The sequence below is a fragment of the Serratia sp. Nf2 genome (assembly GCF_003028435.1).
Taxonomy (GTDB): Bacteria; Pseudomonadota; Gammaproteobacteria; order Enterobacterales; family Enterobacteriaceae; genus Serratia; species Serratia marcescens_L.
Genome location: NZ_PYTW01000013.1, coordinates 59,836 through 83,710, shown reverse-complemented (window position 1 = coordinate 83,710; position 23,875 = coordinate 59,836). Strand labels below are relative to the sequence as shown.

General features: G+C 59.1%; 25 protein-coding genes. 10 read left to right on the top strand and 15 right to left on the bottom strand.

Translation table 11 applies throughout. The features are described 5' to 3' along the window. Positions 1-60 precede the first annotated feature (60 nt). Positions 61-702 (top strand): orotate phosphoribosyltransferase, encoded by a 642-nt coding sequence (pyrE, locus tag C9411_RS23695; RefSeq protein ID WP_004931204.1) that lies wholly within the window; start codon positions 61-63, stop codon positions 700-702. A 31-nt stretch (positions 703-733) separates the two neighbouring features. Here the strand turns inward: pyrE and slmA are convergent, their stop codons facing one another. The 3 genes from slmA to coaBC form a co-directional block, all read right to left on the bottom strand. Beyond that, the gene (gene slmA, locus C9411_RS23690) at positions 734-1,330 is read right to left on the bottom strand and encodes a nucleoid occlusion factor SlmA (protein WP_025304700.1); all 597 of its coding nucleotides are present in this window, start codon (positions 1,328-1,330) and stop codon (positions 734-736) included. A 251-nt stretch (positions 1,331-1,581) separates the two neighbouring features. Further along, a complete protein-coding gene (gene dut / locus C9411_RS23685; RefSeq protein WP_016929680.1) occupies positions 1,582-2,040 on the bottom strand; it encodes a dUTP diphosphatase in 459 nt (152 codons plus the stop codon). After that, positions 2,018-3,235, bottom strand: a complete 1,218-nt coding sequence (coaBC, locus tag C9411_RS23680; protein ID WP_063991342.1) for a bifunctional phosphopantothenoylcysteine decarboxylase/phosphopantothenate--cysteine ligase CoaBC — start codon at positions 3,233-3,235, stop codon at positions 2,018-2,020. The genes dut and coaBC overlap by 23 nt, the downstream gene beginning before the upstream one ends. A 183-nt stretch (positions 3,236-3,418) precedes the next feature. Between coaBC and radC the strand changes: the two genes are divergently transcribed. The 4 genes from radC to mutM all read left to right on the top strand — a co-directional run bounded on the left by radC (position 3,419) and on the right by mutM (position 5,677). Continuing rightward, entirely contained in the window at positions 3,419-4,102 is a 684-nt protein-coding gene (radC, locus tag C9411_RS23675; protein ID WP_025304698.1) for a DNA repair protein RadC, read from the top strand. Positions 4,103-4,364: 262 nt separating this feature from the next. Beyond that, on the top strand, positions 4,365-4,601 hold the full coding sequence (rpmB, locus tag C9411_RS23670; RefSeq protein WP_004931195.1) for a 50S ribosomal protein L28: 237 nt from the start codon (positions 4,365-4,367) through the stop codon (positions 4,599-4,601). Positions 4,602-4,612: 11 nt separating this feature from the next. Continuing rightward, a complete protein-coding gene (gene rpmG, locus C9411_RS23665) occupies positions 4,613-4,780 on the top strand; it encodes a 50S ribosomal protein L33 (RefSeq protein WP_002442576.1) in 168 nt (55 codons plus the stop codon). Positions 4,781-4,861: 81 nt separating this feature from the next. Then, positions 4,862-5,677 (top strand): bifunctional DNA-formamidopyrimidine glycosylase/DNA-(apurinic or apyrimidinic site) lyase, encoded by an 816-nt coding sequence (mutM, locus tag C9411_RS23660; protein ID WP_107228043.1) that lies wholly within the window; start codon positions 4,862-4,864, stop codon positions 5,675-5,677. A gap of 3 nt (positions 5,678-5,680) precedes the next feature. Here the strand turns inward: mutM and coaD are convergent, their stop codons facing one another. From coaD to waaA, 3 genes are read right to left on the bottom strand one after another with little or no spacing between them, the layout of a single operon-like run. Further along, complete coding sequence (coaD, locus tag C9411_RS23655) at positions 5,681-6,166, bottom strand: pantetheine-phosphate adenylyltransferase (RefSeq protein WP_107228042.1); 486 nt, start codon at positions 6,164-6,166, stop codon at positions 5,681-5,683. Positions 6,167-6,169: 3 nt separating this feature from the next. Further along, positions 6,170-6,943, bottom strand: a complete 774-nt coding sequence (locus C9411_RS23650) for a glycosyltransferase family 2 protein (RefSeq protein WP_063991296.1) — start codon at positions 6,941-6,943, stop codon at positions 6,170-6,172. After that, positions 6,944-8,221 carry a lipid IV(A) 3-deoxy-D-manno-octulosonic acid transferase gene (waaA, locus tag C9411_RS23645; RefSeq protein WP_107228041.1) on the bottom strand — a complete coding sequence of 426 codons (1,278 nt, stop codon included), beginning with the start codon at positions 8,219-8,221 and terminating at the stop codon, positions 6,944-6,946. A 125-nt stretch (positions 8,222-8,346) separates the two neighbouring features. Between waaA and C9411_RS23640 the strand changes: the two genes are divergently transcribed. Beyond that, positions 8,347-9,360 (top strand): glycosyltransferase family 9 protein, encoded by a 1,014-nt coding sequence (locus C9411_RS23640; protein WP_049201837.1) that lies wholly within the window; start codon positions 8,347-8,349, stop codon positions 9,358-9,360. Positions 9,361-9,404: 44 nt separating this feature from the next. On the opposite strand, the gene C9411_RS23635 is transcribed toward C9411_RS23640, so the two are convergent. Genes C9411_RS23635 through rfaQ form a run of 3 tightly spaced genes read right to left on the bottom strand, consistent with a single transcriptional unit; the run spans position 9,405 to position 12,714 of the window. Next, the gene (locus C9411_RS23635; protein WP_063991297.1) at positions 9,405-10,505 is read right to left on the bottom strand and encodes a glycosyltransferase; all 1,101 of its coding nucleotides are present in this window, start codon (positions 10,503-10,505) and stop codon (positions 9,405-9,407) included. 2 nt (positions 10,506-10,507) lie between these two features. Beyond that, entirely contained in the window at positions 10,508-11,635 is a 1,128-nt protein-coding gene (locus tag C9411_RS23630) for a glycosyltransferase family 4 protein (RefSeq protein ID WP_107228040.1), read from the bottom strand. Beyond that, positions 11,632-12,714, bottom strand: coding sequence for a putative lipopolysaccharide heptosyltransferase III (gene rfaQ, locus C9411_RS23625; RefSeq protein WP_107228039.1), 1,083 nt, complete (start codon positions 12,712-12,714; stop codon positions 11,632-11,634). The genes C9411_RS23630 and rfaQ overlap by 4 nt, the downstream gene beginning before the upstream one ends. A 210-nt stretch (positions 12,715-12,924) precedes the next feature. Between rfaQ and C9411_RS23620 the strand changes: the two genes are divergently transcribed. Further along, the gene (locus C9411_RS23620; RefSeq protein ID WP_063991300.1) at positions 12,925-13,881 is read left to right on the top strand and encodes a polysaccharide deacetylase family protein; all 957 of its coding nucleotides are present in this window, start codon (positions 12,925-12,927) and stop codon (positions 13,879-13,881) included. 8 nt (positions 13,882-13,889) lie between these two features. Further along, positions 13,890-14,984, top strand: a complete 1,095-nt coding sequence (locus C9411_RS23615; RefSeq protein ID WP_063991301.1) for a glycosyltransferase family 9 protein — start codon at positions 13,890-13,892, stop codon at positions 14,982-14,984. 36 nt (positions 14,985-15,020) lie between these two features. Here C9411_RS23615 and C9411_RS23610 read toward each other — a convergent pair whose 3' ends face one another. From C9411_RS23610 to rfaD, 6 genes are read right to left on the bottom strand one after another with little or no spacing between them, the layout of a single operon-like run. Beyond that, positions 15,021-15,998 carry a glycosyltransferase gene (locus tag C9411_RS23610; protein WP_107228038.1) on the bottom strand — a complete coding sequence of 326 codons (978 nt, stop codon included), beginning with the start codon at positions 15,996-15,998 and terminating at the stop codon, positions 15,021-15,023. Continuing rightward, complete coding sequence (locus tag C9411_RS23605; RefSeq protein WP_107228037.1) at positions 15,995-17,236, bottom strand: O-antigen ligase; 1,242 nt, start codon at positions 17,234-17,236, stop codon at positions 15,995-15,997. The genes C9411_RS23610 and C9411_RS23605 overlap by 4 nt, the downstream gene beginning before the upstream one ends. 28 nt (positions 17,237-17,264) lie before the next feature. Continuing rightward, the gene (locus C9411_RS23600) at positions 17,265-18,431 is read right to left on the bottom strand and encodes a glycosyltransferase (RefSeq protein WP_107228036.1); all 1,167 of its coding nucleotides are present in this window, start codon (positions 18,429-18,431) and stop codon (positions 17,265-17,267) included. After that, the gene (rfaC, locus tag C9411_RS23595) at positions 18,428-19,393 is read right to left on the bottom strand and encodes a lipopolysaccharide heptosyltransferase RfaC (protein ID WP_063991305.1); all 966 of its coding nucleotides are present in this window, start codon (positions 19,391-19,393) and stop codon (positions 18,428-18,430) included. The genes C9411_RS23600 and rfaC overlap by 4 nt, the downstream gene beginning before the upstream one ends. A gap of 2 nt (positions 19,394-19,395) precedes the next feature. Beyond that, complete coding sequence (gene rfaF, locus C9411_RS23590) at positions 19,396-20,442, bottom strand: ADP-heptose--LPS heptosyltransferase RfaF (protein WP_063991306.1); 1,047 nt, start codon at positions 20,440-20,442, stop codon at positions 19,396-19,398. A gap of 22 nt (positions 20,443-20,464) precedes the next feature. After that, positions 20,465-21,394, bottom strand: a complete 930-nt coding sequence (gene rfaD / locus C9411_RS23585; protein ID WP_060453247.1) for an ADP-glyceromanno-heptose 6-epimerase — start codon at positions 21,392-21,394, stop codon at positions 20,465-20,467. A 239-nt stretch (positions 21,395-21,633) separates the two neighbouring features. Here rfaD and kbl point away from each other — a divergent pair, with 239 nt between their 5' ends. Together kbl and tdh are read left to right on the top strand one after the other, a co-directional pair. After that, on the top strand, positions 21,634-22,830 hold the full coding sequence (kbl, locus tag C9411_RS23580) for a glycine C-acetyltransferase (protein ID WP_004931154.1): 1,197 nt from the start codon (positions 21,634-21,636) through the stop codon (positions 22,828-22,830). 9 nt (positions 22,831-22,839) lie between these two features. After that, the gene (gene tdh / locus C9411_RS23575; RefSeq protein ID WP_107228035.1) at positions 22,840-23,865 is read left to right on the top strand and encodes an L-threonine 3-dehydrogenase; all 1,026 of its coding nucleotides are present in this window, start codon (positions 22,840-22,842) and stop codon (positions 23,863-23,865) included. The last annotated feature ends 10 nt before the right edge of the window (positions 23,866-23,875 follow it).

Genomic DNA, 23,875 nt, shown 5'->3' with positions numbered 1-23,875 from the left:
CCGGCGATCGGGCGGCAGCAATGACAAGACCCAAGCAGATTCAGACGAGGAGAAGCAGTAATGAAAGCCTATCAGCGCCAGTTTATCGAGTTCGCGCTTAACAAGCAGGTATTGAAATTCGGCGAGTTCACCCTGAAGTCCGGCCGCACCAGCCCGTATTTCTTCAATGCCGGCCTGTTTAATACCGGGCGCGATCTTGCGCTGTTGGGGCGCTTCTACGCCGAAGCCCTGATGGACTCCGGCATCGATTTCGACCTGCTGTTTGGCCCGGCCTATAAAGGCATTCCTATTGCCACCACCACGGCGGTGGCGCTGGCGGAACACCATGAGCGCGACGTGCCTTACTGTTTTAACCGCAAGGAAGCCAAGACCCACGGCGAAGGCGGTTCGCTGGTCGGCAGCCCGCTGCAGGGGCGCGTGATGTTGGTAGACGATGTGATCACCGCCGGCACCGCGATCCGCGAGTCGATGGAAATCATCGGCGCCAGCGGCGCTTCGCTGGCGGGCGTGCTGATCTCCCTCGACCGTCAGGAACGCGGCCGCGCGGATATCTCCGCCATTCAGGAAGTGGAACGCGACTACCATTGCAAGGTGATTTCGATCGTGACGCTGAAGGACCTGATCGCTTATCTGGAAGAGAAGCCGGAAATGGCGGACCACCTGGCGGCGGTGCGCGCTTACCGCGAGCAGTACGGGGTGTAAGTAAAAACGCCGGGCATGCCCGGCGTTATCTTTATTGCAGCTGGGCCGCCAACAGCGGCCAGCGGGCGTCGAATTCCTGCGTTGGGCGATAGCGGAATTCCGAACGCACATAGCGCGACAACATGCCTTCGCAGAAGGCCAGCAGCTGGCTCGCCAGCAGCGTTTCATCGACGATAAAGCCTTTGCCTTCGCGCAATTTACGCTCTTTCAACACCTGGCGCAGCTGCGCCTCGATGCGTTCGAACAGCTGGTTGATGCGGCCCTGCAGGCGATCCTGTTCAAACATCAGCGCGTGGCCGGTCATGATGCGCGTCAGCCCCGGGTTGCGTTCCGCAAAGCCCAGAATCAGCAGTAAAATCAGGCGCAGACGATTAAACGTCTCTTTCTCGTCCTGCAAGATCAGGTTGATGCGGGTGATCAGACTGTCTTCGATAAACTCGATCAGGCTGTCGAACATCCGTGTCTTGCTGGGGAAATGCCGGTACAGCGCAGCTTCAGAAACACCCACGTTCGCGGCGAGCTTGGCGGTGGTGATGCGTTGGCTGCCGTCGCTGGACTCCAGCATCTGGGCTAACGCCTGCAATATTTCCTCGCGCCGATTCCTTTTCGTATTTTCTTTTTCTGCCATGTCTGATTAGACCCTTGCTAAAACTTAACTGACGGAAACCCGCGCACCGGCCGCTGCAGAGCAGGCTCTGTGCGGCTTATGTGATAGCTTTTTTACGATACTGGGGTCAGCGGCCTTAACGGCCTTTTTCCGCGCTGCCTGGTGTGCGCTGCAATTGTCGCGGTAAAACTTTGCCGCAGAGACATCCTTCTCCCCGGAAAGGCAAGGTTCAGGCGACGTTTCCCTGCCGGCCATCGTGCCTTGGATGGCGCTTAGTGGCGCCCCGAGTGGCCGAAGCCGCCTTCGCCGCGCTCGCTGCTGTCGAATTCTTCCACCAGGTTGAATTCGGCCTGCACCACCGGCACGAAGACCATCTGCGCGATACGTTCGCCCGGCTCGATGGTGAAGTGTTTCTGGCCGCGGTTCCAAACGGACACCATCAGCTGGCCCTGATAATCGGAGTCGATCAGGCCGACCAGGTTGCCCAGCACGACGCCGTGCTTGTGGCCCAGGCCGGAGCGCGGCAGGATCACCGCCGCCAGGCCGGCGTCGGCGATGTGGATCGCGAGGCCGGTAGGCAACAGCGTGGTTTCACCCGGCGCCAGCTCCACCGCGCTGTCCAGGCAGGCGCGCAGGTCGAGACCGGCGGAGCCCGGCGTGGCGTAGGTCGGTAGCGGGAAATCCTGACCGATGCGCGGGTCGAGGATCTTAACGTCGATTTTTTTCATCATAACGGCTGACTATCTCGTCTATTAAACGTTGGCCAAGGAGTGCCTTGTCGCTCAGCGCCAGGCGCTTTTCTCCATTCTGCCAAAAAAGGTGCAGGGCATTGGTGTCGCTGTTGAACCCGTGCTCTGCAAGCGATACATCGTTAGCGCAAATCAAATCCAGCTTCTTACGCGCCAGTTTTTGCCGCGCGTATTCTTCCACATTCTGGGTTTCGGCGGCAAACCCCACGACAAACGGTCGATTTTTGGTCATCGCCGCCACGCCGGCGACGATATCGGGGTTTTTTACCATCTTGAGGACGATTTCATCACCCTGTTTTTTTATTTTTTCATCGGCGATCTGCTCGGGGCGGTAATCGGCCACGGCGGCGCAGGAGATGAAAATCTGCTGCTGCGCGGCGCGCTGTTGCACCGCCTGCTCCATCTCCAGCGCACTGGTGACGTCCACTCGGGTGACCGATGGCGGCGTCGGCAGATTGACCGGCCCGGCGATCAGCGTCACCTGCGCGCCGCGGGCGGCGGCGGCGCGGGCAATCGCGAAGCCCATTTTGCCGGAGCTGTGGTTGCTGATGAAACGTACCGGATCCAGCGCTTCACGCGTCGGGCCGGCGGTGATCATAACCTGCAAATGTTGCAGATCCTGCGGGGCGGAGAAATGACCGTTCGCCAGGTCGACGATGTCCAGCGGATCCAGCATGCGGCCCGGACCGACGTCGCCGCAGGCCTGGCTGCCGCTGTCCGGCCCCCAGAGCAGCATGCCGCGCGCCTGCAGCGTTTGCAGGTTGGCCTGCGTGGCGGCGGCGCGATACATCTGCTGGTTCATGGCGGGGGCGGCGGCGATGGGGGCATCGGTCGCCAGGCAGACGGTGGTCAGCAGATCGTTGGCCATGCCGGCGGCGACGCGCGCCAGCAGATCGGCGGTCGCCGGCGCCAGAATCACCAGATCCGCCCATTTGCCGAGTTCGATGTGGCCCATGGCGGCTTCGGCGGCGGGATCCAACAGATCGTCGGACACCGGGTGGCCGGAAACGGCCTGCAGCGTCAGCGGCGTAATGAACGCCTTGGCGGCGTGGGTCATCACCACGCGCACTTCTGCGCCCCTGTCGCGCAGGCGGCGCACCAGCTCTGGGCATTTGTAGGCGGCGATGCCGCCGCTGATGCCAAGCACAATATGTTTGCCGGAAAGTCCCGTCATCATCATTGTCCGATTGAAAGCCGAAAGATGCGCCATTTTAGCATATCCGCCGTTCAGGTGAGTGATTCCGCAATGGCTGCAGGGTATTACATTGTGCTTTGCGAAACACTTCGCAATGTTATCAAACACCTGTCGAACGCGCCGGGTGGCACATGGCATGCTGTAGCCCTTTCAGGGAGGAATACGATGAGCAACCCGATTGTGGCGTGCTGGCCGGGTGCGCTGGCGCCGCGTGAAAAGCTGTTGATGCAGGGGGCGGCGGCGCTGTCCGACGCAGAGCTGTTGGCCATTTTCTTGCGTACCGGGTTGCCCGGCGTGCACGTGATGCAGCTGGCGGAGCAGCTGCTGCGTCGGTTCGGCTCGCTTTATCACCTGATGTCGGCCGACCATCAGGCTTTTTGCAGCCAAAAAGGTCTGGGGGACGCCAGCTATACGCAGCTACAGGCGATTGCCGAGCTGGCGCTGCGCTTCTTTTCCAGCCATTTGTCGCAGGAAAACGCCATGCTCAATCCGCGCGTCACCCAGCATTATCTGCAAAGCCTGCTGGCGCATCGCGAGCGAGAGGTCTTTTTGGTATTGTTTTTAGACAATCAGCACCGGGTTATTCGCCATCAGGAGATGTTTGCTGGTACCATCAGCAGCGTCGTCGTCTACCCGAGAGAAATTGTGCGTGAAGCGTTGAAGGCTAATGCCGCCGCGCTGATTCTCGCGCATAATCACCCTTCGGGTAAGGCTGAACCCAGTCATGCCGACCGTTTGATAACGGAACAGGTGGTGAAAGCCTGTCAGTTATTGGAGATCCGAGTGCTTGATCATTTGGTGATCGGTCGGGGTGAATGCGTCTCTTTTGCCGAGCGCGGATGGCTTTAAGCGATTTTTTCGCGATCCTTGTGGGATCTTTAGCTGTTCGGGACTTGAGCACTTACGCTTCAGAGCGTATACTACGCCACCTTTGAGAATCTTGGGTTTGGCGCAAGAGCCTATCTCAGCAGGTTTCTGACCTGATGTGTGGTTTCTACCTGATGACGAGAGTCTCCTCAGTATGAAGTTTGCTGAGATGGGCTCTAAAAGCCTGACGAGGCGGCCATACCCTATACGAAGCTCGAGCTGATTTGATTTTTGGAGAATAGACATGTCCCGAGTCTGCCAAGTTACTGGCAAGCGCCCGGTGAGCGGTAACAACCGTTCCCACGCAATGAACGCGACCAAACGCCGTTTTCTGCCTAACCTGCACTCACACCGTTTTTGGGTTGAGGCTGAGAAGCGCTTTGTAACTCTGCGTGTATCTGCTAAAGGTATGCGTGTTATCGATAAGAAGGGTATTGAGACGGTTCTGGCCGATCTGCGTGCCCGTGGTGAGAAGTATTAAGGAACTGAATCATGGCTAAAGGTGTTCGCGAGAAGATCAAGCTGGTTTCTTCTGCTGGTACTGGTCACTTCTATACCACCACGAAGAACAAGCGTACTAAGCCGGAAAAATTGGAACTGAAGAAATTCGATCCAGTTGTCCGTCAGCACGTAGTATACAAAGAAGCTAAAATTAAATAATTTTAGTGGATTAATGAAAAACCCGGCCTTGGCCGGGTTTTTTGTTTTATAAAGGGTAGAAAACGTCGGAGGGGAAGCCAGATGCCTGAATTACCGGAAGTTGAGACGAGCAGACGCGGTATAGAGCCTTATCTTGTCGGCCACAGCATTCAGTATGCGGTGGTGCGCAACGCGCGCCTGCGCTGGCCGGTTTCCGAGCAGATCCTGACGCTGAGCGATCGGCCGGTGCTCAGCGTGCAGCGCCGGGCCAAATACCTGCTGATCGAGCTGGAGAGCGGTTGGATTATCGTGCACCTGGGCATGTCGGGCAGCCTGCGCATACTGCGCGAGGAAAACGAAGATGAAGCCGGCAAACACGACCACGTCGATCTGGTGATCAGCAACGGCATGATCTTGCGCTATACCGATCCGCGCCGTTTCGGCGCCTGGCTGTGGTGCGAAGACCTGGCGGCCAGCAGCGTGTTGGCGCATCTGGGGCCGGAACCGCTGAGTGAAGCGTTCAACGGCGACTACCTGTATGAAAAATCACGTAATAAGCGCACGCTGATCAAACCGTGGCTGATGGATAATAAGCTGGTGGTCGGGGTCGGTAACATTTACGCCAGCGAATCGCTGTTCAGCGCCGGGATCTTGCCCGATCGTCCGGCGGGATCGTTGAGCAAAACCGAAGCGGAACTGCTGGTGAAGACCATCAAGGCGGTATTGCAGCGCTCTATCGAGCAGGGCGGCACGACATTGCGCGACTTTTTGCAGTCGGACGGCAAACCGGGGTATTTCGCGCAGGAGCTGCAGGTTTACGGGCGGGCGGGAGAACCGTGCCGCGCGTGCGGCACGCCGATCGAATCCGCCAAGCACGGGCAGCGCAGCACCTTCTTTTGCCGCCGCTGCCAGCGCTGAGCATCACTCGGCGGCGAGCTTCGCCATCAGCGCCTGGGTGACCACATCAGGCAGGAAAGGCGAGATATCGCCGCCGTGACGGGCGACCTCCTTCACCAGTGAGGAGGAGATGAACGACCACTCTTCGGAAGGCATCAGGAACACGCTTTCCAGCGTCGGCATCAAATGGCGGTTCATGTTCGCCAGCTGCAATTCATATTCAAAGTCAGACACCGCACGCAGGCCGCGCACCAGGATATTGGCATTCTGGTGAGCGGCGAAGTGCGCCATCAGCTCGCTGAAACCCAGCACTTCCACATTGCCCAGATGCGAGGTGACCTGCGTCGCCAACGCCACGCGCTCCTCCAGACTGAACAGCGGTTTTTTGCTCGGGCTGGCGGCGATGGCCAGAATCACGTGATCGAACATCAGTGACGCGCGTGTCACTAAATCCAGGTGGCCGTTGGTCATGGGATCGAAGGTCCCGGGATAGATGGCTTTGCTGGTCATGATTCACTTCTCTGAGTAGTTGCGGCCCAATGCCCATAATGCGGCATATTTATTGAAGGTATATTGCGCGTTGACCACCGCTAACAGCAACCCCTGTTTACCGTCGAGGAAGCCGGCACGCAGCAGCCAGGTTTTGACGAAGGCGCCGAGCGTGTGGGTCAGAATAGACAGGTAGCCGCAACGCTTGCCGGCCCGGTGGCGCTGCGTGGCCCACTCTTCGGCGTAACGCAGCTGTTTGCGCTGAAAGGCGAAGAAGTCGCGGCAGGTCAGGTGCAGCATATCGCCGCTGAGGGGGATCACCTTGGCGTCGCCGATGTTCAGCGATTCGTGCACCAGATCGTCGTTATAGCGATAGCGTTGGTTGGCGTACAGGCGGTTGACGCGGTCGGGATACCAGCCGCTGTGGCGCATGAAGCGGCCTAGAAACAGGTTGCGCCGCGCGCAGCTGTAGACGGCGCCATCGTCCGGCGCGTTCAACACCCGCTCGATGGATTGCCGCAGCTCGGGCGTGACGCGTTCGTCGGCGTCGATCATCAATACGTAGTCATGGCTGGCGTAGCTTTGCGCCAGCTGACGTTGCTTGCCGAACCCTTGCCAGTCGGTGTGCGTGAAGACTTTGGCGCCCAGGCTTTCGGCGACGGCGACGCTGTCGTCCTCGCTGCCGGAGTCCAGCACGATGATTTCATCGGCCCACTCGACCGAACGCAGACAGTCCGGCAACAGCCCGGCTTCGTTTTTGGCGATCATCACTACCGACAGGCTTTTGCGGCTGCTCATTCAGTGGCTCCGGGGCGGCAGGTGCGGTTCCAGCAGCTGCAGCAGGCGCTGCAACGCTCCTTGATTCTGATACAGCACTTCCACCGCATGGCGGCCGTAGTAACGACGGTAGTCTTCGTCGGTTAACAGGGTTTCCACTTCCTTCACCAGCGAATCCACATCGGTCACGGTGATCAGGCCTTCGGCCTGCGAGAGCTTGGCGCAGATGTCTTTAAAGTTGAAGGTATGCGGGCCCATCAGCACCGGGATGGCGTGCGCGGCGGCTTCCAGCGGGTTGTGACCGCCGCGTTCCACCAGGCTGCCGCCGACAAAGGCCAGATCGGCGATGCCGTACAGCAGCATCAGTTCGCCCATGGTATCGCCGATCACCACCTGGGTGCTGCCGGACGGAATTTCGCCGCTGCTGCGCAGGGTGTAGCTGAAGCCGGCTTTCTGCACCAGCTCCTTGGCGGTCGGGAAGCGTTCCGGATGACGCGGCACCAGGATCAGCAGCAGGTCGGGGTGTGTTTCCAGCAGTTTGCGGTGTACTTCCAGCAGGATGGTTTCTTCACCGTCATGGGTGCTGGTGGCGATCCACACCGGGCGGCGCGGTGCCCATTGGCGGCGCAGCGTAACGGCGCGGGCGGCCAGCTCCGGGGTGACGGAGATATCGAATTTCAGGCTGCCGGTCACGGCCAGCTGCGAGCGCTTCAGGCCCAGTTCGATAAACCGATCGCCGTCTTCCTGGTTCTGTGCGGCGATCAGCGTAATGCGGCGCAGCATATCGCGCATGAACCCGCCAATTTTCTTATAGCCGGCGGCGGAGCGGGCCGACAGACGCGCATTGGCGATAACCAGGGGGATTTGCCGCTGGTGCAGCGCGTTAATCAGGTTAGGCCACAGCTCGGTTTCCATGATGATCACCAGCTTGGGATTCACCTGATCGAGGAAGCGGTTCATGGAACCGGGCAGATCGTAGGGCAGATAGACATGATGTACGTCTTTGCCGAAAGCAGACTGGACGCGTTCTGAACCTGTTGGGGTCATTGTGGTCACAGTTATCGGCAAAGCGGGGTAACGGTGGCGCAGCGCCCGTACCAACGGGATGGCCGCCAGCGTTTCGCCGACGGAGACGGAATGCAGCATGATGCCGCCTGGCACGACTTTCCCGGCGCAGAAGCCATAGCGTTCCGCCCAGCGTTTACGGTAGGCTGGAGCTTTGCGGCTGCGCAGCAGTAAGCGGAGCCAGATCAGGGGTTGGATGAGGTAGAGTAGTACCTGATATAAACGCAGCAACATTCTATCAATTTCATTTATATGGGTTATTCGGAATAGTACCATAACTGGAAGGGAAAGGCGCTAATTTGGTAACCTTGGGTGTCAGTTTCAGACAACCGGCGAGCGATTTCGCCGACAGGCTCGGAATGAAGAATATTTTAATTATTCGCCGCGACAACATCGGCGATCTTGTTTGCACCACGCCTCTGATTGAAGGGGTGAAAATTGCCTATCCGGACGCTAAAGTTTATCTGCTGATCAATAAAGTCAGCCAGGATGTCGTTAAAAACAATCCTCATCTCGAGAAAGTTTTTGTCTATAAAAAGGCCAAGCACAAGGCGAAGAATGAAACGACGTTGGGCGTTTATTTCGAACGCCTGATGATCTTCCTGAAGCTGCGAAAAATAAAGTTCGATGCGGTCATTCTGGCCAACCCGGTGCCTTGCAAATACAGTTTGCGTTTAGCGAAAATGGCCGGCGCCACCCATATCATCGGCGCCGATTTGGGCACGAAAGATATTCATCGCCCGTTCCGCAAGGACGATTTCCACGGTCAACATCAGGTCGAACATACCTACAGCTATTTATCGGCGATAACCGACCAATCCATACCGATCCCGCCGGTGCGGGTGTTTCTGACGCCTGAAGAGCGGCAATTGGCGGCGCAACGGCTACAAGAGCGTCTGCCGCCGGTCGAGCGCGTATGCGCCGTGCACATCAGCAGCCGCAGCCCGAAACGACGTTGGCCGGTTGAACGCTATGCCGAAATCATCAACCGTCTGGTTGCCGATCCCCACACCGGCGTGCTGATCTTCTGGTCGCCGCAGGGCACGCTGGCGCCGGACGACATCGGTGACCAGCAGCGCGCCGAGCAGCTGCTGGCGCTGTGTCAAAACGAACGCGTCGCGCTTTATCCGACGGCGTCGGTACGTGAGCTGTTGGGCGGGTTCGATTTATGCGACCGGGTGCTGTGCAGCGACGGTGGGCAGATGCATCTTGCCGCCGCGTTGAATAAGGACATGGTGGTGTTCTTTGGCGATACCGATAAAGCCTCCTGGCATCCATGGACCGGCCGTCATCATATTTTGCAGAGTGAGTCGGGGCACTGTGAGGATGTTTCTGTCGACGAGGTTTGGCAGAAAATGCAGGCGCTCAGCTAACGAGGAAAATAAGGCAGGTATCCCCTGCCTTATTTATTTCTCTATTATTTTTCTTTCAGCTCAATATATTGACGGCAAATAGGCTCCAGCCCATAACTCAGCAATTGCTGTTGATTTATCTGCGGCGGATTGGCGTAAATTTCCGTCATTTTTTCTGCCAGCGACGCTTCATTTAATTCCGCCAGCGCGTTAGCCATGCCGGCTTTTTCCAGAATTTCCGCAGGGCCGCCCGGGCAACGGGTGCTGACCACCGGCGTGCCGCACAGCAGCGATTCTACCAGCACGTTGCCAAACCCTTCGCTGTCGGAGCTGAGCACCAGCAGCGAGGCATGACGAATAAACGGGTAGGGATTGGCCTGGAAGCCGAGAAATCGCACGCGCTCTGCGATGCCCAGCTCTGTCGCCAGACGTTTGACCTCGGCGACTCTGGCGTCGTCCCCGGTGCCTATCAAGGCCAGCGGTGCCTGAATGCCCGAGAGCGCATAGGCTTTCAGCAGACGGTCATGCCGCTTGGTGGCGTGAAAGCGGCCGACGTGCACCAGATAGTCCTGGCCGGCCAGTTCGCAAGGCGCCGCCGCCTGTTGCTGGATGGCGTCGATGTCGAACGGGTTGTTGATGACCGCCAGCCGGCGTGGGCGAATCGGCAAGTTCTGCTGCAGATCGTCGCCAACCGCCCGTGAAACGGCGACGATATTTCTCCCCTGGTAAACGTTGGCGATTTTGCGTTGCTTCAGCCAGCGGTCCAGGCCCGTGCGGTGGCCGAGATAGGAGGTGGAGAGAATGCCGTGAATGCAGAACCACAGGCGATCCGCGGCCAACCGCTTGCTGCGGCTGACGATGCGATCGGTTTTATGCAGGTTGGAGAACACCAGATCGAACGCGCCGCGTTGGCGCTCGTGTTCGGCTATCGCCCGATCCAGCGCGGCGGCGCGGCGCGGCAGCTCGGTCAGCTTGCGCCAGGGGGCGCGGCTGCGATCGGCCACCACCTGATAATCAATGCCTGACGGGATAGGATAATTGCAGACGTCGCGCAGCGAGATCAGACTGACGTCATGCCCCTGTTGCTGCATGCCCTGGCACAGGGTCAGCACCACTTTTTCCGCGCCGCCTCCCGGCAGGCCGTCGATGATCATCAGAATACGCATAGCTAATCCAGTAACCGGTTATAGAGGGAAATCAGCTGTTCGGACAGATGCGCCGGCGTAGCCGTCATAATGCGCAATCTCGCCGCTTCGCCCATGGATGATCCCAGCGCCTGGCGCGGCAGCGCCCGAATGGCCTCCGTGATGGCCGGTACGTCGAGCGCGTCGGTCACGAAGCCGTTCTGGCCGGGGGTGATAAACTCGGCGCCGCCGCAGGTGGCGCTGGTGATAACCGGCAGGCCGCACGACATCGCTTCCAGAATCACATTCGGGAACGGATCGTACAGCGTCGGCAGCAGCAGCGCGTCCGCGGCCTGATAGAACGGCAAGGTCTGTTTCTGCACGCCCATAAAGTGAACCCGATCGCCGCAGCCCAGCGACTGCGTCAGCGCCCGGTAGCGTTTTTCGGCCTTGTCTTTGCCGACCACCAACAGGTGGCTGTCGGTCGCCGCCACGGCGCGGATGGCGGCGGCCAGCCCTTTGCGTTCAAAGCCGGAACCGACGAAGATCAGGCAGTGCGCCTGTTGCGGGATCTGATACTGCTCGCGCAGACGTTGGCGCTGGGCCTCGTCGGCGGGCGGGAATTTTTGATTGTCGATGGCGTTATAGATCACCGTGATTTTGTCGGCGGGTACGCCAAAGTCGGCGATGATTTCCTGCTTGATCATCTCGGCGTTGCAGATGACGGCTTTCAGCTCCGGTGCGGCGTACATGGCGCGTTCGGCGCACATCACATAGCGATGATAACGATTGGAGAACAGCCACTTGCGGCGCCATTCCGGCAGCAGGCGCGCGCGCTGCAGCAGCCAGCGGCGGTGCACGCCGTCGCCGGCGCGGTAGATGTCGCAGCCGGGAATGCGCTCGTGGCTTTGCACCAGATCGAAACGCTCTTTCTGCCACAGCGCCCTGGCCGCCACGGCGAAGCCCCGTTCACGGCTGATACGGCCGAGCTTTAACGGATTGCACAGGTGGATGTGCCAGTTGGGATTGGCGTCACCCTGCCATTCGCGAGTGATGACGTTCAGATCGAGATCCTGTTGCTCCAGCGCTTCCAGGGCGCGGGAAACGAAACGTTCGGCTCCGCCGTCTGGGCGGTACTTTTGGCGAACGATCGCCAAACGAAATGCTTTCATGCCAGCGTGCTCCGCGCGGCTGCAATCACCGCGTCTGTAGGAATAAGGTCGAGATACCGTTCGTCGGTGCCGGTATCGATGGCGTCCGGATCGGGCAGTTCGCCGAAGTCGCCGGCCCAGATCACGGCGCCGGTAGCCTGCCACGGCCGCCAAAACGTCAGCTTGGAAGGGCCGAACAGCGCCACGCACGGCGTTTGCAGCGCGGCGGCCATGTGCATCGGCACCGAATCCACGCCGATAAACAGCTTGGCGTGGTCGATCAGGGCGGCCAGTTGGCGCAGCGTCAGCTGGCCGGCCAACGAGATCACGCCCTGCGGCGGGCAGAGCGCCAAAATGCGTTCTACCATGGCTTGTTCTCTGGCGTCGGGGCCGGAGGTGATCACCAACTGGTGGCCGTCGGCCTGTAAGGCGGTGAGGGTGGCGGCCATTTTCTCTTCGCTCCAGCATTTGAAGAACCAGCGCGAGGTGGGCTGCACCACAATATAACTGCCGGCGACGCCCTGTTTCTGCAATTGTTGCTCACAGGTCTGCCAATCCTGCGGATCGTAACTCATGGTCACATGATCACTGAGCACGGGCAGGTTCAGCGGCGCCAGCAGCGAGAGGTTTTGTTCGACGGTATGCAGGTGGGCGTGATTGTCGACCGGCACCAGCTGCGTGTGGCAGTGGCGCCACAGGAAGCCGCGGCGTTTGGGGAAATCGAAGCCCAGACGGATGCGCGCGCCGGTCAGGCGCGTGATAATGGCGCTGCGCCACTGATCGGCCAGGTTGACCACCAGATCGTAGCGCTGCGCCTTCAGGCGGCGCAGCAGCGCCAGCTCGTGCCCCAGGTGCGCGCGGGTGCCCTGTTTTTTCCATTGGCGGTCGATGGCGAACAGCGTCGACAGTTCCGGATTGCTGGCCAGCATCTCCTGCGTTTCCTGATACAGCAGCACATCGATCTGCGCCTGCGGGTAGTTTTGCCGCAGGCTGCTGATGACCGGCGTGACCAGCAGCATATCGCCGTGATGGCGCAGTTTTATGATCAAAATACGCTGTACGGATGGGGCGGAAGTTGGGGCTGGCGCGTCGTTCATCATGAGTCGCTTTCTGGGAAACCAATCTTTGATTCTAAATGACCCGATCGCATGTGGCTACTGTTGCAAGGTTTTCTTGCCGGGCCGCAAAAAAATCGCCGAGCCGGGGACGAATGCGTTTCAACGTTGTCCAAACCAGGCAGCAAAGTCGTTTGCCCTGGCGAAACGGCCTGCGTAACATAGTGCATTCTGTTGATATCAGGCTCGATATTCATGACTAAACCGGCGTTTCTCATCACCATTGATACCGAAGGCGATAATCTGTGGCAAAACCACGATCGCATCGCGACCGAAAACACGCGTTTCTTGCCGCGCTTTCAGGCATTGTGCGAAAAATACGCCTTCAAACCGGTTTATCTCACCAACTATGAAATGGCAGTGGACCCGGCTTACGTCGAGTTCGCGCGTGATGTGATTGCCCGCGGCGCGGGTGAAGTGGGTATGCACCTGCATGCCTGGAACAGCCCACCGCTAACGCCGCTCACCGACGACGACTGGCGCTACAAGCCTTATTTGATCGAGTATCCCGCCGATCAGATCCGCGCCAAGGTCGATCACATGACCAAGCTGCTGGAAGATGCCTTCCAGACCAAAATGCTCAGCCATCGCGCCGGCCGCTGGGCGTTCAACGAATATTATGCCTCGCTGCTGCTGGAATACGGCTATCAGGTGGACTGTTCGGTGACGCCGCGGGTCAACTGGCAGTTTTCGCCGGGCAATCCGCAGGGCAACGGCGGCACCGATTACAGCCGGTTCCCGTCGCAGGCCTATTTCATCGATCCACAGAACATTGCCAAACCGGGTGCTTCGTCGCTGCTGGAAGTGCCGATGAGCATTCAGTACAAGCACTCGGCGCTGATGAACGCGTTCAAGCAAGGTTATGATCGGCTGCGTGGCAAGCGGCGTTCACCGTCCGTCAATTGGTTGCGGCCGAGTGGCGGCAACGTGGCCAAGATGATAAGTGTGGCTGAGGCGTCGCTGGCGCAGGGGCATGACTACGTCGAATTTATGCTGCACTCCTCCGAATTTATGCCGGGCGGCAGCCCGACGTTCAAAACCGAGCAGGATATCGAAGTGCTGTACCGCGATCTGGAGCAGCTGTTTGACTGGCTGCAGCAGCGCACGGTGGGCATGACGCTGGCCGAGTATTATCAACTTAAAGCGAATTAAGCACGCACATGTCGAAGAAATGGAAAATCAAGGTTGCAGACTGGTTCTTGCGTCGCTATACGGCGAAGTACGGCCGTTTTCAGGACAAGGCGACGTTCGACGGCGCCCAGCAGTTTGACAATATCGTTATCTATTCCACCACGGCGTTGGGCGACTTCATGTTCAACACGCCGGCATTGAGGGCGATGCGGGAACGCTATCCCAACGCGCACATCACGCTGGTGGTGCACAAGAAAAACCGCGAGCTGGTGGAAAACGGCCGCTATTACGATCGCGTGGTGTATTGGGACAGCAAGATCAAGACGATCCGCCCGTTGCTGAAATCGTTGCGCGAACATCAGCCGGATTTGGCGCTGATCCTGCACTCCCATCTGCCTTATGACATCATCAGTGCCGTACTGGCCGGGGCGAAGTACATTATCAGGGACAACTACAGCTCAGGCATTTGCGGGCTGGAGCCTTGGCTAACCAACTATATCTTCCATTATTACGGCCACTTCGTACGCCGCAAGCTGGAGCTGATTTCCATTTTAGGCTGCCGTAGCGACGATCCGACGATGGAAATTCCCGTGGATTATCAACGCGGCGTCAAAAGCAGCGAGCATCCCACCATCGGTTTTCAACTGGGGGCGTCAACAGAGTCGCGTTGCTGGCCGGTTTCGCACTATGCGCGGCTGGCCGATGAGCTGGTGGCGAAGCACCCTAATGTACGCATCGTGCTGATTGGCGCACCGTTCGACGACGGCAAGGCCAAACAGTTTATGAGCCTGATCGGCCCGCAAACGCAGGCCTGCGTGGATAACCAGATCGGTAAAACGGGGCTGCAAGGCTTGCTGACGTTGCTCGACAGTTTCCATGTTCTGGTCACCGGCGATACCGGGCCGCTGCATCTGGCAGTGGCGTTGAAGGTGAAAACCATCAGCCTGTTCGTGACCGCCGACTCACGCTCCACCGGCCCGATTCAGGATGCGGAACTGCACCGCATCATTCAGGTGTCGCGTACCGGCTATACGATGCCACTGGAGGCAGAAAGCCCGATGGGGGTCATCCAGCCGCAGCGGATTTATGATGAGCTGGTCGCGCACGTGCCTTTGACACGCTGAAGGAGCGACGACGCATCGGCCGCCCGGCCGATGCGGTTAGCGCGGCTTGCGCCCGCGCAGCTTCGAAAGAAAGGTATCCACTCGCGCATAGCGCATCTGGCGGACTTTTTTGCCCGGCACGTCGCTGTTGCGGCAGATATCAGCGGTGCGGCGCAGGATGTGCAGCGTTGTCGGTGCGTAATGGTAATAGCCGTATACCGCCTTCGACATGCTTTTGACCTCGGAAAAGCAGTTGGCCAGCATCAGGGCGGCCAACCGGCGTAGCGGCTCATCCCCGGGATGCTGCGCCACAAAACGCAGCATCTTCTCCATGGCGAACAGCAGATCTTCAATATCTTTGGGTTTGATATTGCGGGTGATGCCCTGGCTGTTGTCCCGATAGAAATAGAGCTCGCAGTCCAGATGGGCGATGCGGCGGGTTTTGAAATACTGAAAAGGCGTAAAAATCACGTCTTCATAGCGCCTGCCGTCTTCGAACGTTTCCCCTTCCAGCAGCGTGCGTTTATATACCCGGCTCCAGAGATGCCACATCGAGCGTGCGAACAGCGGTTGCAGGCAGCTCAGCCCCAACTGTGAAAAGTCGTAGGCTACGGGCTGCGTCGCGCGGTTCTCTGATTTCGGCGGTTGTTCGGTGAACTTCTGATAATTAAAATCGATCAGGTCATATTCACCGGCGAGTAGCAGGGGGTGCAGGATGGCCAGATAGTCGTCGCTCAGCAGATCGTCGCCGTCGAGGAAGGTGAGATAGCGTCCGGTAGCCAACCGTAAGCCGACGTTGCGGGCGTGCGCAATGCCGCCGTTGGCCTGTGAAGTAAAGATCACGCGCGGGTGCCGCCGCTGCGCCAGATAGTGGCTGACCAGCGCGCCGGAGGCGTCGGTGGAGCCATCATCGATGATCACCACCTCGATATCGTCGCGAATCTGTGCAAATAACGAATCCAGCGCAGCGATAACGAACGCTTCGTTATTATAAAACGGCACGATAACGCTGAGCAGCGGTGGTTGAATTTTCACGCGGCCTGCTCCTGTGCGGAAGGCTGTCTCGCCACGGAGAGCACCCCGGCGATCAACGCCAGACAGAACATGGCGGTGCCTTCCGTGCTGAAGAAGATGACGTCGCTCAAGCCGTAGACAAACAGGCTGGCGCTGACGCTCAGCAGCAGCGCGTTGCGCTGCGGCCGGAACGAAGAGAAGAACAGGCAGATGTAGAGCGCCAGCAATAGCAGCCCCCCCCAAACGCCCTTGAGCGAATAGGTTTCCAGCAGTTCGTTATGCAGATGCACGTTGATATAGGGCATGACGCCAGACAGGCGAGGCTGCTGTGCGACCATGGTGCGGATCTCTTCTCCGCGCTGTTCGGCGGATTGGCCCCATGGAGCTTGTGAACCGGTGCGCCATGCCAGCGTTTGCATCGACAGCCGGGAAATGATCGAGTTTTCAGTCTGTGGCTGATCCATCAGGCGCATGTCGGTCTCAAAGGCCTGAATGCGTTCTTCTATCTGCGGCTTGAACACCAGGCCGCAGGCTATGAGCAGCAGCGGCACCGAGGCTACCAACGCGAGCTTGTGTTTCCTGGAAACCAGTTGTTTGGTCGCCAGCAGTGACAGGCAGACCGCCACCGGGTAGACCAACATGGCCGCACGCGTGCCGGTGAGCACCAGCGCAGAAAAGGACAGCAGAAACGCCGCGATGTACAACGCCAGGCGGTAACGGGTGCGCAGCATCAGGATGGCTTGCATCATCACCAGATCGATGGCGGTCATCAGGTAGGCGGCGACCGTGGCGCGATCGAAGTTGAGCTCTACGCGCGGGATATCGAGACGCAGCCCTTGATAGAGGGAATAACCGTTGATCGCCAGACCAGTGGTGAGGGCCACAACGATGAGCAACCGCTGTACGCACAGTCGCTCATTGAGCGCGATCAGCAAGATGAAAGCGGTCGCGAGCTGCAGTTTGCCGGTTGACATATAGGAACGATAAACATTGATATACTCGCCCGGCTGTTTGAAGTGATGCATCCAGAGGATGGTTCCCATGCCGACGCTGAACATCAGCGCGGGCAGCAGCAGATTTCTAACGTTGCTGAAGTAGTAGCGTGGGTACAGGCAAACGGCGATAAAGGCGATGTAGCTGGAAACGTAAAACAGATTGCGTCCGGTCGCGGAACCGAAAGGAATGGTACAAAAAGCGATGGCGCACCCCAGATAGATTAAATAGCTGAAGGCAGGGTGCGGCGTTCTGAGTTTTAGCATCGGGCGTGTTTTCCGGCTCACGTTTCAATTAAGCGATAAAGGATCGCAGCGTGTCGTCGAATTCAACTTTGAACTGAGCATAGTTGAAATGTTTCGCAGGATAGCGCCGCGCATTCAGACTCATGGTTTGATAGGTTCCCTGTTCCAACAGTGTTTCCACCGCATCCGCGCAGTCGATATGCGACAGCAGCTTGGGCGTCACCAGGCTGTCGGTCAACGGATCGTAGACCTCATGCGGGAAGTCGACCTCGATATTGGTGAGCTGTCGGTGCTGTTCGATGGTGACCGACGGCGTCAGGCCAATGCCACAGACCCCATCCCTGACCGCTTCCGGCTGGCCGTCAACCTGCGGGAAGATGACCGGCACGCCGAAATAGAGCGATTCCATACAGGACAAGCCGAACGGCTCGGTGATCGGCGTGCTCATGTAGATGTGCGTGCGATTGAAGAAGCCGGCGACGTCATCCTGATAACCGCTGAAAGTGATGCGGTCGCCGAGCTGAAGCCGAGCCGCCAGTGCCTCGAACGCCGCGCGATCCGGCCCTTTGCCGGCCACTTCCAGCGTGACGTCATGCCCGCGCCGCAGCAGTTCCTGCATCATCAATAATGAAACGCTGATGCCTTTCAGGCTGACCAGGCGTGAGGCCGTGCCGATCCTGACCGGCTGCGACAGCATTTTCGGCGCAGTGTCGATCCCCGCCGGCGTCTTGATGCGGTTGATCACCACGTGATTTGGGCAAGGCAGATTAAAGCGCAGCTCCATCACCCGCTTTGACGCGTGTGAGGCGGAAATGACGCCGTCCAGCATGGCGAAGAAACGCAGCGTCTTTTTATTCTTGGGGTAACGCCAGGAGCAGCCGTGATCGTAATAAACCAGCTTGCCGCGCTTGGGTTTGGCCGCCAGCCCCGGCACCAGGTCCCAGACGATCACCACGTCGGCGTTCGCCCGCTCGATTTTCCGCTTCAGCAAATATTTGCGCAGGAACTGCGGGCAGCGCAACGGCAACGCATTGATCAGACGGTTGGCGAAGGTGACGGGCTGATGCGCAGGCAACTGGCGGCGGATCTCTTCGCCGATGTCACCGCTGATGCACAAGACCTGGTTGCTGCCGTCGGTGGTATCGTTGATGTACTGCAGGAACAGACGCTCGACGCCGCCCATTTTACCCAGGTTGATAATATGCAGTTTTTTCATGCTAGAACCTTTTGCAACGCCTGCCATGCCGTATCGGCGTCGATTGTCGCCATGCTTTTTTCCGGAGAAATCAACGAGTGCTGATTTTGCCCGTAGCCGCCGATCAGGCCGGGATCGGTTGGCCCGAACAGCGTGATGTTGGGTTTGTCGAGCGCGGCGGTCAAATGGCTGAGTCCGGTGTCGACCGAGACCACGCCCTTGGCGCCGGCCAGCACCTCGGCCACCTGCTGCAGGCTGAGCTTCGGCAGCACTTCGACATGAGAGAAACCTTCCGCCAAGCGCAGCGCGCGCTGATGTTCATGCTCCGCGCCCCACGGCAGTTTGATCTTCAGCCCGCTGTCCGCCGTCAGCGCGATCAGCTCACGCCAGTTTTGCTCCGGCCAATGTTTATCGTCACGGGTCGTCGCGTGCAGAAACACCAAATACTGCCCTGCATCGGCCGGCGGGTGGCTGAGAAAGCGTGCGGCGATGGCGTAATCGCCGTAGCTGCCCGGTTTATCGTAGCCGAGGCTTTTGGCGAACAGTTCGCGCGTGCGTTCCACCGCGTGCTGCTGCTTGTCTATCTCATGGCGCACGTTGTAGAACCAACTGGCGAACGGCTCGCGCGCGCTCTTGCAGTCCGGGCCATGTTTGTTGCCTTTGGCGATGCGCGTGATCAGCGCGGCGCTTTTGATCAGGCCCTGCGCGTCGATCACCACGTCGTAACGGCGTTCTTGCAGCGCGCGCTTGAAGTCGCAGCGCTGTTGTCGGGTGTCGTTGCCGAACCAGTTTTTGCGCCAGCGACGAATGGCTACCGGGATCACGCGATCCACCGCCGGGTGCCAGGTCGGGATTTGGCTGAAACCTTCTTCCACCACCCAGTCGAAGCGGATATCGGGAATGGCCTGCAGCGCGTCGGTCAGAGCGGGCAGCGTATGCAGCACGTCTCCCATCGAGGAGGTTTTTACGATTAACACCTGCATGACTATTCCTCGCTGGCGACAAGTAACGGCGTCAGCGCATCCAACACTTGCTGCGGCTGAATATCGATCAAACTTTGGTGGTATCCCTGCTCGGCATCGCCCTTACGCACCTTGTGGTAGCCGCTGATCAAGCGAATCACCCGCGCCTTGTCGGAGAGCGGCGGCGTGAAGTCGGGGCTGCTTGGGCCGTACAAGGCTATCAGCGGTTTGTTCAACGCTGCGGCAACGTGCATTAAACCGGAGTCGTTGCTGACCACCGCCTGGCAGGCCGCGATCAGGATCACCGCCTGCTCCAACTGGGTTTTTCCGGCCAGGTTAAGACAGAAATCGCGAGTGTTTTCCTGCAACGCGGCACGGATCTGTTCGCCGGCCTCGTGGTCTTTCGCCGAACCGAACAGCGCGACCTGATAGCCGCCCTCGATCAACTGCTGAGCCAGCGTCGCATAATGGTAGTGCGGCCAGCGTTTGGCGGGGCCGAACTCCGCACCTGGGCAGAAGCCGACGATCGGCCGGCTGTCGGTCAGGTTGAAGGCTGCGGTGGTGTCGGCGATCTCTTCGTCGCTCACCTGCAGCTGTGGCCACAGCAGCGGCTGCGGCAGATCGTCGGCGCGCTGAATGCGGCCTTTGTCATAGGCCAGCGCCACGTAGCGCTGCACCATCAGCGGAAAGGCCGCCTTGTCGAGCACGCGGACGTCGTTCAGCAGGCCGTAGCGCATTTCGCCCCGCCAGCCGGTGCGCTGCGGGATATCGGCGAAGAAGGGCACCAGCGCGGATTTGAACGAGTTGGGTAGAACGTAAGCGCGATCGTAACGGTTGGCGCGCAGGGCGCGCCCCAGGCGGCGGCGTTCGCCGAGCCCCAGCGCGCCATGGCCCAGCGGCATCGCCAGCGCCTGATTGACTTCCGGCATGCGCGCCAGCAGTGGGCGGCACCAGGCCGGCGCCATCACATCGATCTCCGCCGACGGGTATTCGGCCTTCAGGGTGCGATAGAGACTTTGCGACATCATCATGTCGCCAACCCAAGAAGGGCCGATAACCAGTATTTTCATACCCAGCGTTAATTCCTTCAGCTTATGCGGTGCGGTTCAACCAGGCCATGTACTCTTTCACGCCTTCGGCGACCGTTTTAAACGGTGCGTCGTAGCCGGCGGCGCGCAGCTTGGTCAGATCGGCCTGGGTGTACGCCTGATAGCGGCCCTTCAGCTTCTCCGGGAACTCGATATATTCCACCGCGCCCTTCTGGTGGAAGTCCACCACCGCGTCGGCCACCGCCTGGAAGGTTTCCGCCCGGCCGGTGCCGCAGTTGAAGATGCCGGATTTGCCGGTTTCCCAGAACCACAGGTTAACCGCCGCCACGTCGCCGACGTAGATGAAGTCACGCTTGAAGTTTTCGCTGCCGGCGAACAGTTTCGGGTTTTCGCCGCGGTTGATCTGGGTATTCAGGTGGAAAGCGACGCTGGCCATGCTGCCTTTGTGGCCTTCGCGCGGGCCGTAAACGTTGAAGTAGCGGAAGCCGCAGATCTGCGAGTCCGCTTCCGGCAGGATCTCACGCACGTACTGATCGAACAGGAATTTGGAGTAGCCGTACACGTTGAGCGGCGCTTCATACTGACGCTCTTCGATAAACTCTTCGCGGCCGCCGTAAGTGGCGGCGGAGGAGGCGTACAGGAACGGAATTTCGCGATCCAGGCAGTAGTGCAGCAGGTCTTTGGAGTACTGATAGTTATTGTCCATCATGTACTTGCCGTCCCACTCGGTGGTCGCGGAGCAGGCGCCTTCGTGGAAGACCGCCTCGATATCGCCCAGATCGTCGCCGGCCATGATGCTGGCGATAAAGTCTTCTTTATCGATATAGTCGGCGATGTCCAGATCGACCAGGTTGACGAACTTGGTGCCGTCTTTCAGGTTATCCACCACCAGGATATCGCGATATCCCTTGTCGTTCAGTGCCTTAATGATGTTGCTGCCGATCATGCCGGCGCCGCCAGTGACGATAATCATTGGGTTACCCCTGCTAAGCTGCTGGCGGGGCACAATGCCCCACGCTCAATGGCGGTTATCATAGCATTTCATGCCGCGGCAAACAGCGGAAGGGCTCCGAATATCCCGCATTGCCATTGAAGTCCGCTTTTTGCCGTGATATCTGCTGCAATTTTAATATTCTCTCCCGCGCATTCTCGTCAGTTTGGTTACAAATCAGTAAAATATGCCGCAAATAGCCCAATCCTGGAGATAACCGAATGTCAGCGTCTTTTTATCAGCAGTTGGAACAACAGCTTGCCGCCACTCGCAGTGAAGGGCTGTTCAAGGAAGAACGCATCATCACCTCCGCGCAACAGGCGGATATCGCCGTTGCCGACGGCAGCCATGTGATTAACTTCTGCGCCAATAACTACCTGGGCCTGGCCAACCACCCGGCGCTGATCGCCGCCGCCAAGTCGGGAATGGACAGCCACGGTTTCGGCATGGCGTCGGTGCGCTTCATCTGCGGCACCCAGGATAGCCACAAGCAGCTGGAACAGAAACTGGCGGCCTTTTTGGGCATGGAAGACGCGATCCTGTACTCCTCCTGCTTCGACGCCAACGGCGGGCTGTTCGAAACCCTGCTCGGCCCGGAAGACGCCATTATCTCCGATGCGCTGAACCACGCGTCGATCATTGACGGCGTGCGCCTGTGCAAGGCCAAACGCTATCGCTACGCCAATAACGACATGACCGAGCTGGCCGCGCAGCTGAAGCAGGCCAAAGCCGACGGCGCGCGCCACATTCTGATCGCCACCGACGGCGTCTTCTCGATGGACGGCGTGATCGCCAACCTGAAAGGGGTGTGCGATCTGGCAGACGAGTACCAGGCGTTGGTGATGGTGGATGACTCCCATGCAGTGGGCTTTGTCGGCGCCAACGGGCGCGGCACCCATGAATACTGCGAAGTGATGGGCCGCGTCGATATCATCACCGGTACGTTAGGCAAAGCGCTGGGCGGCGCGTCCGGCGGCTACACCGCGGCCAAGAAAGAAGTGGTGGAGTGGCTGCGTCAGCGTTCGCGGCCGTACCTGTTCTCTAACTCGCTGGCGCCGGCGATCGTCGCCGCGTCGATCAAAGTGCTGGAACTGCTGGAAGAGGGCGATGCCCTGCGCGATCGCCTGTGGGCCAACGCGCGTCTGTTCCGCGAAAAAATGACCGCCGCCGGCTTCACGTTGGCCGGTGCCGATCACGCCATCATCCCGGTGATGCTGGGTGAGGCGAAGTTGGCGCAGGAATTCGCCAATGCGTTGCTCAAGGAAGGCATCTATGTGACCGGTTTCTTCTATCCGGTGGTGCCGAAAGGCCAGGCGCGCATCCGTACCCAGATGTCCGCCGACCACACCCCGGAGCAAATCGAACGCGCAGTGGCGGCGTTTACACGTATCGGTAAGGATCTTGGCGTTATTGCATAAGGTAAAACCATGAAAGCACTGTCAAAACTGAAAGCGGAAGAAGGGATTTGGATGACCGACGTGCCTCTGCCGGAGCTGGGTCACAACGACATCATGATCAAAATCCGCAAAACCGCGATCTGCGGCACCGATGTGCATATCTACAACTGGGACGAGTGGTCGCAAAAAACCATTCCGGTTCCGATGGTGGTCGGCCATGAATACGTGGGCGAAGTGGTGGCGATCGGTCAGGAAGTCAAAGGCTTCAGCATCGGCGATCGCGTGTCCGGCGAAGGCCACATCACCTGCGGCCACTGCCGCAACTGCCGCGGCGGCCGCACGCACCTGTGCCGCAACACCGTCGGCGTGGGCGTGAACCGCCCGGGCAGCTTCGCGGAATACCTGGTGATCCCGGCATTCAACGCCTTCAAGATCCCGGATAACATCTCCGACGAACTGGCTTCGATCTTCGATCCGTTCGGCAACGCGGTGCACACCGCGCTGTCGTTCGATCTGGTCGGGGAAGACGTGCTGGTGTCCGGCGCCGGCCCGATCGGCATCATGGCGGCGGCGGTGTGCAAACACGTTGGCGCCCGCCATGTGGTGATCACCGACGTTAACGAATACCGCCTGGAACTGGCGCGCAAGATGGGTGTGACCCGCGCGGTGAACGTCAGCAAGGAAAACCTTAACGACGTGATGGCCGAGCTGGGCATGACCGAAGGGTTCGACGTCGGTCTGGAAATGTCCGGCGCGCCGCCGGCGTTCCGCACGCTGCTCAATGCGATGAACCACGGTGGGCGCATCGCCATGCTGGGCATTCCGCCTTCGGACATGTCGATCGACTGGAACCAGGTCATCTTCAAGGGGCTGTTTATCAAAGGGATTTACGGCCGCGAGATGTTTGAAACCTGGTACAAGATGGCGGCACTGATCCAGTCCGGTCTGGATTTAACCCCGATCATCACCCACCGATTCTCGATCGACGAGTTCCAGCAGGGCTTCGACGCCATGCGCTCCGGCAAGTCGGGTAAAGTGGTGCTGAGCTGGGATTGATTTCGCCAGA

Coding starts and splice junctions, on each gene's coding strand:
- pyrE (WP_004931204.1), top strand. CDS start 61: ATGAAAGCCTATCAGCGCCAGTTTATCGAGTTCGCGCTTAACAAGCAG.
- C9411_RS23630 (WP_107228040.1), bottom strand. CDS start 11,635: ATGAAAGCATTTCGTTTGGCGATCGTTCGCCAAAAGTACCGCCCAGAC.
- C9411_RS23620 (WP_063991300.1), top strand. CDS start 12,925: ATGACTAAACCGGCGTTTCTCATCACCATTGATACCGAAGGCGATAAT.
- slmA (WP_025304700.1), bottom strand. CDS start 1,330: ATGGCAGAAAAAGAAAATACGAAAAGGAATCGGCGCGAGGAAATATTG.
- coaBC (WP_063991342.1), bottom strand. CDS start 3,235: ATGATGACGGGACTTTCCGGCAAACATATTGTGCTTGGCATCAGCGGC.
- dut (WP_016929680.1), bottom strand. CDS start 2,040: ATGATGAAAAAAATCGACGTTAAGATCCTCGACCCGCGCATCGGTCAG.
- radC (WP_025304698.1), top strand. CDS start 3,419: ATGAGCAACCCGATTGTGGCGTGCTGGCCGGGTGCGCTGGCGCCGCGT.
- C9411_RS23650 (WP_063991296.1), bottom strand. CDS start 6,943: ATGAGCAGCCGCAAAAGCCTGTCGGTAGTGATGATCGCCAAAAACGAA.
- rfaF (WP_063991306.1), bottom strand. CDS start 20,442: ATGAAAATACTGGTTATCGGCCCTTCTTGGGTTGGCGACATGATGATG.
- rfaC (WP_063991305.1), bottom strand. CDS start 19,393: ATGCAGGTGTTAATCGTAAAAACCTCCTCGATGGGAGACGTGCTGCAT.
- rfaQ (WP_107228039.1), bottom strand. CDS start 12,714: ATGATGAACGACGCGCCAGCCCCAACTTCCGCCCCATCCGTACAGCGT.
- C9411_RS23605 (WP_107228037.1), bottom strand. CDS start 17,236: ATGCTAAAACTCAGAACGCCGCACCCTGCCTTCAGCTATTTAATCTAT.
- C9411_RS23600 (WP_107228036.1), bottom strand. CDS start 18,431: ATGAAAAAACTGCATATTATCAACCTGGGTAAAATGGGCGGCGTCGAG.
- kbl (WP_004931154.1), top strand. CDS start 21,634: ATGTCAGCGTCTTTTTATCAGCAGTTGGAACAACAGCTTGCCGCCACT.
- C9411_RS23640 (WP_049201837.1), top strand. CDS start 8,347: ATGAAGAATATTTTAATTATTCGCCGCGACAACATCGGCGATCTTGTT.
- coaD (WP_107228042.1), bottom strand. CDS start 6,166: ATGACCAGCAAAGCCATCTATCCCGGGACCTTCGATCCCATGACCAAC.
- C9411_RS23635 (WP_063991297.1), bottom strand. CDS start 10,505: ATGCGTATTCTGATGATCATCGACGGCCTGCCGGGAGGCGGCGCGGAA.
- rpmG (WP_002442576.1), top strand. CDS start 4,613: ATGGCTAAAGGTGTTCGCGAGAAGATCAAGCTGGTTTCTTCTGCTGGT.
- C9411_RS23615 (WP_063991301.1), top strand. CDS start 13,890: ATGTCGAAGAAATGGAAAATCAAGGTTGCAGACTGGTTCTTGCGTCGC.
- rfaD (WP_060453247.1), bottom strand. CDS start 21,394: ATGATTATCGTCACTGGCGGCGCCGGCATGATCGGCAGCAACATCATT.
- rpmB (WP_004931195.1), top strand. CDS start 4,365: ATGTCCCGAGTCTGCCAAGTTACTGGCAAGCGCCCGGTGAGCGGTAAC.
- tdh (WP_107228035.1), top strand. CDS start 22,840: ATGAAAGCACTGTCAAAACTGAAAGCGGAAGAAGGGATTTGGATGACC.
- waaA (WP_107228041.1), bottom strand. CDS start 8,221: ATGTTGCTGCGTTTATATCAGGTACTACTCTACCTCATCCAACCCCTG.
- mutM (WP_107228043.1), top strand. CDS start 4,862: ATGCCTGAATTACCGGAAGTTGAGACGAGCAGACGCGGTATAGAGCCT.